The organism is Streptomyces sp. NPDC056480, from assembly GCF_042795405.1.
In the GTDB taxonomy this organism is placed as follows: Bacteria; Actinomycetota; Actinomycetes; order Streptomycetales; family Streptomycetaceae; genus Streptomyces.
Window position 1 is genome coordinate 1 of the sequence record NZ_JBHTSA010000184.1, and the last position, 11,435, is coordinate 11,435.

Genomic DNA, 11,435 nt, shown 5'->3' on the forward strand with positions numbered 1-11,435 from the left:
CCTTCCATGTCCGTACCGCTCAGGCCGACTTCTCGTGCCTGCCGTCGTTCTTCACGATCCGCGGGACCAGCGTCGGGTTCACGTTGTTGCGGACGACGTCCGCCGTGATGACCACGCGGGCCACGTCCTTGCGGGACGGGACCTCGTACATCACCGACTGAAGGACCTCCTCCATGATGGCCCGCAGGCCTCGCGCGCCGGTGCCGCGGAGGATCGCCTGGTCGGCGATGGCCTCCAGGGCCGGGCGGTCGAAGTCCAGCTCCACGCCGTCGAGTTCGAAGAGGCGCTGGTACTGCTTCACCAGGGCGTTCCGCGGCTCGACCAGGATCTGGAGGAGCGCCTCGCGGTCCAGGTTGTGGACGGAGGTGAGGACGGGGAGGCGGCCGATGAACTCGGGGATCATCCCGAACTTCACCAGGTCCTCCGGCATGACCTCCTGGAACTGGTCGCTCGCCTCGATCTCGCGCTTGGAGCGGATGGTCGCCCCGAAACCGATGCCCTTGGCGCCCGCCCGCGACTCGATGATCTTCTCCAGGCCGGCGAAGGCGCCGCCCACGATGAAGAGCACGTTCGTCGTGTCGATCTGGATGAACTCCTGGTGGGGGTGCTTCCGGCCGCCCTGCGGCGGGACCGAGGCCGTCGTCCCCTCCAGGATCTTCAGGAGGGCCTGCTGCACGCCCTCGCCGGAGACGTCGCGCGTGATCGACGGGTTTTCGCTCTTACGGGCGACCTTGTCGATCTCGTCGATGTAGATGATCCCGGTCTCGGCCTTCTTGACGTCGTAGTCGGCCGCCTGGATCAGCTTGAGCAGGATGTTCTCGACGTCCTCGCCGACATAGCCGGCCTCCGTCAGCGCCGTCGCGTCGGCGATGGCGAACGGAACGTTGAGCATGCGCGCCAGCGTCTGGGCCAGGAGCGTCTTGCCGGAGCCCGTGGGGCCCAGCAGCAGGATGTTGGACTTCGCCAGCTCGATGGCGTCGTCCCGCCCCGCGCCGCCGCCGTTCTCGCCGGCCTGGACGCGCTTGTAGTGGTTGTACACCGCGACCGAGAGGGCCTTCTTCGCGGGCTCCTGCCCGACGACGTACCCCTCGAGGAACTCGTAGATCTCGCGGGGCTTGGGGAGTTCCTCCCAGCGCACCTCGCTCGTCTCCGCGAGTTCTTCCTCGATGATCTCGTTGCAGAGGTCGATGCACTCGTCGCAGATGTACACACCGGGTCCCGCGATGAGCTTCTTCACCTGCTTCTGGCTCTTTCCGCAGAACGAGCACTTGAGCAGGTCGCCGCCATCACCGATGCGTGCCACGAGGTGCTTCCCCTTCGCCTGGGAGCGCTTGGTTCAGCGACTCCTGGTGCCTCATATTCGACGGTACCTTGCCGGGCCCCCCGTTCGGGCCCCCCTTGGCACGGTTCACATGGTCGCGATTCGGCCACACGGGCCGTGCCAGGGGAAGGTCGGGCGTCAGCGCTCCGCGGAGGCCGTGCTCTTACGGGTCGAGACGATCTGGTCCACCAGGCCGTACGCCAGGGCGTCCTCGGCCGTGAGGATCTTGTCGCGCTCGATGTCGTCGCGGATCTTCTCGATCGGCGTCGACGAGTGCTTGGCCAGCATCTCCTCGAGCTGGCTGCGCATGCGCAGGATCTCGCGGGCGGCGATCTCCAGGTCGGAGAGCTGCTCACGGCCGGTGCCGCCGGACGGCTGGTGGATCAACACGCGGGCGTTGGGCAGGGCCATCCGCTTGCCGGGGGTGCCGGCGGCGAGCAGCACGGCCGCGGCGGAGGCCGCCTGGCCCATGCAGACCGTCTGGATGTCCGGCTTCACGAACTGCATCGTGTCGTAGATCGCCGTCAGCGCGGTGAAGGAGCCACCGGGGCTGTTGATGTAGATGGAGATGTCGCGGTCCGGGTCCATCGACTCCAGGCACAGGAGCTGCGCCATGACGTCGTTGGCGGAGGCGTCGTCGATCTGCACGCCGAGGAAGATCACGCGCTCTTCGAAGAGCTTGGCGTACGGGTCGTACTCGCGGATGCCCTGCGAGGTGCGCTCGACGAAGCGCGGCACGACGTAGCGGTTGTCGATCGGCGCGCCGGTGTAGAGGCCGCTCGCGGAGAGGTTGTTCTGCATCTGGGTGTTCACCGTCCTGGTGGCGTTCGGTGGGCTGGGGCTCTGGGGCGGGCGGACGGGCTCAGGCGCCCGTGCCGCCGCCGCCCGGAACACCTGCGGCGTGCGTGATGATGTCGTCGATGAGGCCGTACTCCTTGGCCTCGTCCGCGGTGAACCAGCGGTCGCGGTCGCCGTCACGGATGATCGTCTCGACGGTCTGGCCGGAGTGCTGCGCGGTGATCTCGGCCATCCGCTTCTTCGTGCGGAGCAGGTACTCGGCCTGGATCTTGATGTCGGAGGCGGTGCCGCCGATGCCGGCGGAGCCCTGGTGCATCAGGATGTCGGTGTTCGGCAGCGCGAAACGCTTGCCGGGGGCGCCGGCGGTGAGCAGGAACTGGCCCATGGAGGCCGCCATGCCCATACCGATGGTGACGACGTCGTTCGGGATGAACTGCATGGTGTCGTAGACCGCCATGCCGGCCGTCACCGAGCCGCCGGGGCTGTTGATGTACAGGTAGATGTCCTTGTCCGGCTCGGCGGCCAGGAGGAGCATCTGGGCGGTGATCTTGTTGGCGATCTCGTCGTCGACCTGCTGGCCGAGGAAGATGATCCGCTCGCCGAGCAGCCGGTTGTAGACATGGTCGCCGAGGCCGCCACCGATGGACGGCTCACCCGCGGCGTAAGGCTTCAGATTCGTCACGTATCCACCTGCTCGTCTCCGACGGCCAGGGCCGTCTCAGCGTCTCGTACCGAGGGCACTGCCCTCTCTTCATGGACCCTAACGCGCAGGTAGGACAACGCCATCCCGGTTCCCGAACTGTTCGCTGGGAGCGCAAGGTAGTTGGGGGCGCATGGCCGGGTCCTCGTACGTCCACGGGCCCGTACGCACTGGAGTGCGTACGGGCCCGTGGAGCGGGGTCCGCGCGGGGCGGAGGGCCCCTTACTTGTCCTCGGAGACCTCGGCCTCGCCGGTGACGGCCTCGACGGCCTCGGCGGCGGTCTCGACCTCGTCCTCGTCGTCGGAGAGGTCGACGACCTCACCGTTGGTGTCGAGGACCTTGGCGGCCTCGACGACGACCGCGAGGGCCTTGCCGCGGGCGACCTCGCCGACGAGCATCGGAACCTGGCCGCCCTCGGCCACGGCCTGGGCGAACTGGTCCGGGCTCATGCCGGAGGAGGCGGCACGGCGGAACAGGTGCTCGGTGAGCTCCTCGCGGGAGACGTCGAGCTTCTCCTTGTTGACGAGCTCATCGAGGATGAACTGCGTCTTGATGCCCTTCTCGGCCTGCTCCTTGGTCTCGGCCAGGAACTCCTCCTCGGTCTTGCCCTGGATCTCCAGGTACTTCGCGAGGTCGAGGCCCATCTGGCCGAGCTGGTGGTGCTCCAGGTTGTGCTTGCGGGTGTTGATCTCGTCCTCGAGAAGCTTCTCGGGCATCGGGACCTCGACCAGCTTGAGGAGCTCGTCGAGGACGCGCTCCTGGGCCTGGGTGGCCTGGTCGAACTGCTTCATGTTCTCGAGGCGCTTGCGGCTGTCGGCCTTGAGCTCGTCGAGGGTGTCGAACTCCGACGCCATCTGCGCGAACTCGTCGTCGAGCTCGGGGAGCTCACGGGCGGAGACGGCGGTGACCTTGACGGTGACCTCCGCGTCCTTGCCCTCGGCGGAGCCGCCCTTCAGCTGCGAGGTGAAGGTGGCCTCGCCACCGGCCTCCAGGCCCTTGACGGCCTCGTCGATGCCGTCGAGCAGCTCGCCCGAACCGATGGTGTACGAGACGTCGCTCGCGACACCGTCGGGCAGGACCTCGCCCTCGACCTTGGCCTCGAGGTCGATGGTGACGACGTCGCCGTCCTGGGCGGCGCGCTCGACCGCGGAGGTCGAGGCGAAGCGCTCGCGGAGCTGCTCCACGGACTTCTCGACGTCCTCGTCGGTGACCTCGACCGCGTCGACGGTGACCTCGATGCCGGAGTAGTCCGGGATCTCGAGCGTCGGGCGGATGTCGACCTCGGCGGTGAAGGCCAGCAGCTCGCCGTCCTTCAGCTCGGTGATGTCGACCTCGGGCTGGCCGAGCGGGTTGACCTCGGCCTCGTTGACGGCCTCGGTGTAGAACTTCGGGAGCGCGTCGTTGACGGCCTCTTCCAGCACGGCGCCGCGGCCGAACCGCTGGTCGATCACGCGAGCCGGGATCTTGCCCTTACGGAAGCCCTTGACCGTGACCTGCTGGTTGATCTTCTTGTACGCCGCGTCGAGGCTGTCCTTGAGCTCCTCGAAGGGCACCTCGACAGTGAGCCGAACCCGAGTCGGGTTCAGGGTCTCCACGGCGCTCTTCACGGTTCGGTCTCCTTGTGGCTGATTCCTGGAATCCACCGGCGCCGCGTGTGGCGGTTCCGGCGGGTCGGCCCGGTCAGAAAGACACACGGGCACGCAGCTTGCATAGTAACCGCAAGCGGGATGACGCCCACAACGTGATCAAGAGCGCGCGAGCTGTGCGCGTGATCGTCATGGTCGGGGTGGCGGGATTTGAACCCACGGCCTTCCGCTCCCAAAGCGGACGCGCTACCAAGCTGCGCCACACCCCGTCGGTGCGACACGTAGGGTACATGGACGGGGACTGTGCGGCGCCCCCTGTTTATCGGGTGTGCGCGAAGGGCCCCGGAACCGCTACCATGCTCTTCGTGCCGCGGTCCTCGTGACCTGCGGCGCGATGCTGTGCGGGTGTAGCTCAATGGTAGAGCACTAGTCTTCCAAACTAGCTACGCGGGTTCGATTCCCGTCACCCGCTCCATGTGCTCGGGGCCGGTCAGGAGACTTCATTCTCCTGACCGGCCCCGAGGCGTTTCACGAGGTGTCCCCGGACCGTGCGAGATGCCGGGTCGGGCGGACGGCCGCAGACTGGGCTGAGATCAAGCCCCGTCCTTCTCCGCACCGGAGGCCGTCCATGAAGGACCTGAAGTTCGAGCAGAAGCGCTCGCTGTCCCGCGCCGAGGCCGCGGATCAACTGACCGCCCTCGCCGCCGCCCTGCGTCAGGGCGGGGAGGCCGAGCTGGAGCTGGGGGCGGGGACCCTGAGCCTGCGCATCCCCGACGAGCTCCGCTGCGAGCTGGAATTCGAGGTGTCGGACGGGGAGATCGAGCTGGAGATCGAGTTCAAGTGGCCGACGGGCCGCGCCCGGAAGAGCGCGCCCGCGAAGCCGTCCGAGCCGGCGAAGGGCACGACGGCGAAGAGCACGCCGGCGAGGGCCTCGAAGAAGACCACGGCGGCGAAGTCGGCCACGCCGGCGAAGCGGGCGTCGCGGAAGACGGCGGCCGGGCCCGCGTCGGCCTCCGGTGGCGGCCGGCGGACGAAGCGAGCGGCGGCGAAGCCCGGCGGGACGGCCGCGACCGCCGCGGCCTGAGCCGTCCCGGAGCTTTCCCGGGTTGACCCCTCAGGGGCTTCCCGGGATCCGTCTCAGAACTTTATCGAGGCGACCGTCTGCGTTATCGAGTCCAGGAAGCGCTGGATGTCGTCGGCCATGCCGGTGGAGGCGAGGAAGAAGCCGAAGAGGACCGCGACCACGGCAGGACCGCCCTTGAGGTTCCCCCCGCGGATCAGCACCACCAGGATGATTGCCAACAGCAACACCACAGACAGTGAAATGGCCACAACTGATCACACCCTCGGTCGGTCCCGCCTTGCCCACCAGGGAGCCCGTGTCCCGGAACACCCCCCGCTGTCTCCATCGTGCCACCAACCCCCCTGCCCCCGCTGCCTGGTGACGAATCGTCGTGGACAAGATCACGTCGCCGGGGCGGACGCGGGTCAGGCGCGGCGTGAGATCAGCAGCAGCGCGCGGTCGTCGTTGACGTCCTTGGCGACGGCCTCGATCAGGTCCCAGGCGACGCCGTCGAAGCCTTCCACGACGCAGCGGTCGGCCTCGCCGGTGAGGCGGTCGATGCCCTCGGCGATGTCCCGGTCGGCGGCCTCGACGAGGCCGTCGGTGAAGAGCATGAGGACGTCGCCGGGGCGCAGGGACCCCTTGTCCGGGTGGAACTCGGCGCCGTCGTAGACGCCGAGCAGCGGCCCGTCGGCGGCCTTCTCCTCCCAGCGTCCGCTGCCCGCGTGCAGCTGGAGGGCGGGCAGGTGGCCGGCGGAGAAGAGTTCGTAGTCGCCGGACTCCAGGTCGAGGACGAGGTGGATGGAGGTGGCGAAGCCCTCGTCCCAGTTCTGCCGGAGCAGATAGCCGTTGGCCGCGGGCAGGAAGCCGTGCGGCGGGAGCGAGCCGAGGAGTCCGCCGAAGGCGCCGGAGAGCAGCAGGGAGCGGGAGGCCGCGTCCATGCCCTTGCCGGAGACGTCGGTGAGGACGACCTCCAGGGTCCGGCCGCCGTGGGTGCGGGCGGCGACCACGAAGTCGCCGGAGAACGACTGGCCGCCGGCCGGGCGCAGGGCCATCTCGCGGTGCCAGCCCTGCGGGAGCCGCGGCAGGGCGCTCTGGACGCGGATGCGTTCGCGCAGGTCGAAGAGCATGGTGCCGCCGCGCCGCCAGGGCACCCCGACCCGGGCCCGGAACTGGGCGATGAGCAGTCCGAAGAGCCCGCAGGCGGCGACGACCAGGACGGTGCCGGGGGTCACGCGCGCGGGCCCCTGGGTGTACGGGCCGAGGACGATGGACTCGACGATGAGGGCGCCGGCGGCGGCCGCGTAGAGACCGAGCAGGCTCGCGGGGCGCAGCAGCAGTCCGCCGGCGACGATCGGCAGCACGAGGGCGGCGGGGGCGCACCAGACCGGGTCGAGGATCGTGCCGAAGGCGATCGCCGGGATCATCAGCAGGAGTCCGGCGAAGGCGAGCCAGTCGGAGCCGTCCCCGCGGAAGTAGTCGACGCCGGATCTGCGCAGCGCGATGCGGGCCCGGCGGGCGCGTCGGCGCATCCGGGCCGCGTACGTCTTCACTCCGCCGCGGTGTCCCATTGGCCTGGACCCTATCCATCCCGTCCGACATCGCGCAGGGGTACCCCTGTGACAATGTGCGCGAAATCGGGTCGCCCCGGGCGGGCGCCGCTGATATCGATGGCATATGACTACTGAACTGCGGGTTCTCGACCCGACCGAGTGGGACCGCTGGTACGGAGTCCTCGAACTCGCCTTCGGGGGTGTGCCCGAGGCTCCGGAGGAACGACAGCTGTGGCGGGACCTGACCGAGTTCGACCGTTCTCTGGGTGTTTGGGACGGTGACCTGTGTGTCGGCACGGCGGGGGCGTTCACGTTCCGGCTGACGGTGCCGGGCGGGGCGTCGGTCCCGGCCGGCGGCGTGACGATGGTGAGCGTGGCCGGTACGCACCGGCGGCGCGGGATCCTGACGTCGATGATGCGGCGGCAGTTGGACGACCTGAGGGCCGCCGGTGAGTCGATCGCGGTGCTGACGGCCTCGGAGCCGGAGATCTACGGGCGGTTCGGGTACGGCCTGACCGCGTACACGGCACGGGCGACGATCGACACCACGCGGGTGCGGCTCACGGTGCCGGAGGGCACGGACGAGGTGCGGCTCCGGCAGGCCGATCCCACCGAGTCCTCGGCGGCGTGCGAGGCCGTGTACGCGCGCCTCGTGCCCACGCGGCCGGGGATGCTCGCCTCGATGCCCGGCTGGGAGCGCCTCGCGCTGATCGACCCGCCGGGCGACCGGGAGGGCGCGTCGCCGCGGCTCTGTGTGCTCGCCGAGCGGGACGGGGAGGTCGTGGGGTACGCCCACTACGCGATCAAGCCCGACTGGTCGTTCACGGGGGCGGCGGGGTCGGTGATCGTGCACCGGCTGTTCGGTCTCGACCCGGCGGCGGAGGCGGCGCTGTGGCGGTTCCTCTGCTCGGTGGACCTGACCTCGGAGGTACGGATCCTCAGCCGGCCGGTGGACGACGGCTGGCAGCACCTGGTGAGCGACATCCGGCGCTGCGCGCCGCATCTGCGGGACGCGCTGCATCTGCGGCTCGTCGAGGTGGGCGCGGCGCTGGAGGCGCGGACGTATCAGGCCCCGGTGGATGTGGTGTTCGAGGTCGAGGACGCGTTCTGTCCGTGGAACGAGGGGCGGTGGCGGCTGGTCGGGGACCAGAAGGGCGCGACCTGCGTCCGGACCTCGGATCCGGCGGATCTGGCGCTGTCCGTAAAGGAGTTGGGCGCGGCATACCTGGGCGGGATCTCGCTGGCTTCGCTGGCGGGGGCCGGGCGGGTGCGGGAGCTGCGGGAGGGGGCCCTGGTGGAGGCGTCCGTCGCGTTCGGGTCGCCGGTCGCGCCGTGGCTGCCGCACGGGTTCTAGGGGTGTCCTGTCGATCAGGCCGGATCGGGCCGCGGGCCCGGCTTGACCGGCAAGGCACTCCCTAGCGGGGCGCGCCGTCTAGCGCTGCTGGCAGCCCGGGCACCAGAACAGGTTTCGGGCTGCCAGGTCCGCCGTGCGGATCTCCGTGGTGCAGAGGTGGCAGGGCAGGTGGGCACGGCGGTAGACGTAGACCTCGCCGCCGTGGTCGTCCACGCGCGGCGGGCGGCCCATGGCCTCGGGGGTGTGCTCGGGGCGGACCGTGTCGATGCGGTTCAGCCGGACGCCCTCGCGCATGAGCTCCACCAGGTCCGTCCAGATCGCGTCCCATTCCCGGCGGGTCAGGTCCCTGCCCGCGCGGTAGGGGTCGATGCCGTGCCGGAAGAGGACCTCGGCGCGGTAGACGTTGCCGACGCCGGCGATGACCTTCTGGTCCATGAGCAGCGCGGCGATGGTGGTGCGGGACGTCGAGACGCGGCGCCAGGCGCGGTCGGGGTCGTCGCCGGCGCGGAGCGGGTCCGGGCCGAGTCGGTCGTGTATCGCCCGCTTCTCGGCGTCCGTGATCAGCGCGCAGGTGGTGGGGCCGCGGAGGTCGACGTACGACTCGGGGTTCGCGAGGCGCAGCCGGACCGTGTCGGTGGGCGGCGGGGCGGGCGCGTCCCCGAAGTTCACCTTGCCGAAGAGGCCCAGGTGGATGTGGACCCAGCCCATGCCGGCGAAGCCCAGGAAGAGGTGCTTGCCGTGGGCCTCGGTGGTGTCGAGCACGGTGCCGTCGAGCAGCGCTGCGGAGTCGGTGAACTTGCCCTGCGGGCTGGTCACCCGCACGGACCGGCCGCCGAACCGTTCCCGGTGGTCGGCGGCCAGTCGGTGGATCGTGTGCCCCTCGGGCATCAGGCGGTCGGCTCCTGCGGGTGGTGGGCCGGGATCGGGGGGAGCTCGCCGGTGTTCTCGTACGCGGTGAGCATGTCGATCCGGCGGGTGTGACGCTCGTCACCGGAGTACGGGGTGTTGAGGAAGATCTCGACGAACTTGGTCGCCTCTTCCCGCGTGTGCATCCGGCCGCCGACGGAGATCACGTTGGCGTTGTTGTGCTCGCGGCCGAGGGCGGCGGTCTGCTCGCTCCAGGCGAGGGCGGCGCGCACCCCCTTCACCTTGTTCGCGGCGATCTGCTCGCCGTTGCCCGAACCGCCGATGACGATGCCCAGGGCGTCCGGGTCCGCGGCCGTCTTCTCGGCGGCGCGCAGGCAGAACGGCGGGTAGTCGTCCTGGGCGTCGTAGATGTGGGGACCGCAGTCGACGGGCTCGTGGCCGTGTGCCGTGAGCCACTCGACGAGGTGGTTCTTGAGTTCAAAGCCGGCGTGGTCGGAACCGATGTAGACGCGCATGAAACCGAGTGTGGCATGTCCGGGGCCGGGTAGCAGGCAGCGGGGTCGGGACCTTCACCCGGCCTGGTACGGACCTTCGACTCTCGCGAAGTGGTCCACGCAACGATCCGGAATGAGGTCTTCCGATCACACCCGTTCCCGGTGTTCAATGCTCGGGCTCGCGATCCGAGCGCCCCCCACACGCAAGGAAGCGTTCATGAACACGCAACCGACCCTGACGAAGGACGGCGAGGAGACCGGTACCCCCGGGGCACCGCACTCCTCCGACGGCCTCAAGGCCGGTCTCAAGAACCGCCACCTGTCGATGATCGCCATCGGCGGCGTCATCGGTGCCGGTCTCTTCGTCGGCTCCGGCTCCGGCATCGCCGCCGCCGGTCCCGCGATCCTGCTCTCGTACGCTCTCGTCGGCGCCATGGTCGTCTTCGTGATGCGGATGCTCGGCGAGATGGCCGCCGCCCGGCCGTCCTCCGGCTCCTTCTCCGCCTACGCCGACCGCGCGCTCGGCCGCTGGGCCGGCTTCAGCATCGGCTGGCTCTACTGGTTCTTCTGGGTCGTCGTGCTCGCCGTCGAGGCGACCGCGGGCGCCAAGATCCTGGAGAGCTGGATTCCCGCCGTACCGCAGTGGGGCTGGGCGCTCATCGTGATGGTGGTGCTCACCGCCACCAACCTCGGCTCCGTCGCCTCCTACGGCGAGTTCGAGTTCTGGTTCGCCGGCATCAAGGTCGTCGCGATCGGCGCGTTCGTCGTCATCGGCATGCTCGCCGTCTTCGGCGTGCTGCCCGGCTCGGACAACCCGGGCGCCGGATTCGCGCACCTCACCGACAGCGGGGGCTTCTTCCCGATGGGCGCGGGGGCCATCCTCACCGGTGTGCTGATGGTCGTCTTCTCCTTCATGGGCAGCGAGATCGTCACCCTGGCCGCCGGCGAGTCCGAGGACCCGCAGCGGGCCGTCACCAAGGCGACCAACAGCGTCATCTGGCGCATCGGCGTCTTCTACCTGGGCTCGATCTTCGTCGTCCTGACCCTGCTGCCGTGGAACGACAAGTCGATCGTCGAGAAGGGCTCGTACGTCGCCGCCCTCGACTCCATCGGCATCGCGCACGCCGGTCAGATCATGAACGTGATCGTCCTCACCGCCGTGCTCTCCTGCCTGAACTCGGGTCTCTACACCGCCTCCCGCATGGCCTTCTCGCTCGGCCGGCGCGGTGACGCGCCCAAGGCCTTCGCCAAGGTCAACAAGCGGGGCGTGCCGGTGGCGGCGATCCTCGGCTCGGTCGTCTTCGGCTTCGTCGCGGTCTTCTTCAACTACAAGTGGCCGGACACCGTCTTCGCGTTCCTGCTGAACTCCTCCGGCGCGGTGGCGCTCTTCGTCTGGCTGGTCATCTGCGTGACCCAGCTGCGGATGCGCGGCATCATCCTGCGCGAGACGCCGGAGAAGCTCGTCGTGCGGATGTGGCTCTTCCCGTACCTGACCTGGGCGACGATCGGCATGATCGTCTTCGTCCTCGGCTACATGATCTACGACGGCGGCAGCGCCCGTGAGCAGGTCGTCCTCTCGCTGCTCGTGGCCGCGCTCGTGATCGTGATCGCGCTGGTCAAGGAGCGGTTCACGAAGGCCTCGACGGAGGCCGCGACGGAGGTCTCCGAGCGCGTCTAGCGCCGGGGCACCCACGCGAG

The 11,435-nt window shown here is 69.4% G+C and carries 11 protein-coding genes and 2 tRNA genes; 4 read left to right on the forward strand and 9 right to left on the reverse strand.

Going from position 1 to position 11,435, the window contains the following annotated elements:
- Positions 1–19 precede the first annotated feature (19 nt).
- The 5 genes from clpX to ACFQ79_RS38550 form a co-directional block, all read right to left on the reverse strand.
- The gene (clpX, locus tag ACFQ79_RS38530) at positions 20–1,303 is read right to left on the reverse strand and encodes an ATP-dependent Clp protease ATP-binding subunit ClpX (RefSeq protein ID WP_024755522.1); all 1,284 of its coding nucleotides are present in this window, start codon (positions 1,301–1,303) and stop codon (positions 20–22) included.
- 156 nt (positions 1,304–1,459) lie between these two features.
- On the reverse strand, positions 1,460–2,122 hold the full coding sequence (locus ACFQ79_RS38535) for an ATP-dependent Clp protease proteolytic subunit (protein WP_187624635.1): 663 nt from the start codon (positions 2,120–2,122) through the stop codon (positions 1,460–1,462).
- Positions 2,123–2,183: 61 nt separating this feature from the next.
- Positions 2,184–2,801, reverse strand: a complete 618-nt coding sequence (locus ACFQ79_RS38540) for an ATP-dependent Clp protease proteolytic subunit (protein WP_383592536.1) — start codon at positions 2,799–2,801, stop codon at positions 2,184–2,186.
- A gap of 240 nt (positions 2,802–3,041) precedes the next feature.
- On the reverse strand, positions 3,042–4,427 hold the full coding sequence (gene tig, locus ACFQ79_RS38545; protein WP_383592539.1) for a trigger factor: 1,386 nt from the start codon (positions 4,425–4,427) through the stop codon (positions 3,042–3,044).
- Positions 4,428–4,598: 171 nt separating this feature from the next.
- Positions 4,599–4,675, reverse strand: a tRNA-Pro gene (locus ACFQ79_RS38550).
- Between the two features lie 132 nt (positions 4,676–4,807).
- On the opposite strand from ACFQ79_RS38550, the gene ACFQ79_RS38555 reads away from it, so the two are divergent.
- Positions 4,808–4,881: transfer RNA gene (locus tag ACFQ79_RS38555), tRNA-Gly, on the forward strand.
- Positions 4,882–5,034: 153 nt separating this feature from the next.
- Entirely contained in the window at positions 5,035–5,490 is a 456-nt protein-coding gene (locus ACFQ79_RS38560) for an amphi-Trp domain-containing protein (protein ID WP_383592542.1), read from the forward strand.
- 53 nt (positions 5,491–5,543) lie between these two features.
- Here ACFQ79_RS38560 and ACFQ79_RS38565 read toward each other — a convergent pair whose 3' ends face one another.
- Both ACFQ79_RS38565 and ACFQ79_RS38570 read right to left on the reverse strand, forming a co-directional pair.
- Positions 5,544–5,738, reverse strand: a complete 195-nt coding sequence (locus ACFQ79_RS38565; RefSeq protein WP_015033610.1) for a hypothetical protein — start codon at positions 5,736–5,738, stop codon at positions 5,544–5,546.
- Between the two features lie 156 nt (positions 5,739–5,894).
- Positions 5,895–7,040, reverse strand: coding sequence for a PP2C family protein-serine/threonine phosphatase (locus tag ACFQ79_RS38570; protein WP_383592545.1), 1,146 nt, complete (start codon positions 7,038–7,040; stop codon positions 5,895–5,897).
- 106 nt (positions 7,041–7,146) lie between these two features.
- Between ACFQ79_RS38570 and ACFQ79_RS38575 the strand changes: the two genes are divergently transcribed.
- Positions 7,147–8,376, forward strand: coding sequence for a GNAT family N-acetyltransferase (locus ACFQ79_RS38575; RefSeq protein ID WP_383592548.1), 1,230 nt, complete (start codon positions 7,147–7,149; stop codon positions 8,374–8,376).
- 78 nt (positions 8,377–8,454) lie between these two features.
- On the opposite strand, the gene ACFQ79_RS38580 is transcribed toward ACFQ79_RS38575, so the two are convergent.
- Both ACFQ79_RS38580 and ACFQ79_RS38585 read right to left on the reverse strand, forming a co-directional pair.
- Entirely contained in the window at positions 8,455–9,264 is an 810-nt protein-coding gene (locus tag ACFQ79_RS38580) for an Fpg/Nei family DNA glycosylase (RefSeq protein ID WP_383592551.1), read from the reverse strand.
- Positions 9,264–9,758: a ribose-5-phosphate isomerase gene (locus ACFQ79_RS38585; RefSeq protein ID WP_383592554.1), complete on the reverse strand. Its 495-nt coding sequence runs from the start codon at positions 9,756–9,758 to the stop codon at positions 9,264–9,266. The genes ACFQ79_RS38580 and ACFQ79_RS38585 overlap by 1 nt, the downstream gene beginning before the upstream one ends.
- 196 nt (positions 9,759–9,954) lie before the next feature.
- Here ACFQ79_RS38585 and ACFQ79_RS38590 point away from each other — a divergent pair, with 196 nt between their 5' ends.
- Positions 9,955–11,415 carry an amino acid permease gene (locus ACFQ79_RS38590; protein ID WP_383592557.1) on the forward strand — a complete coding sequence of 487 codons (1,461 nt, stop codon included), beginning with the start codon at positions 9,955–9,957 and terminating at the stop codon, positions 11,413–11,415.
- Positions 11,416–11,435: the final 20 nt, after the last annotated feature.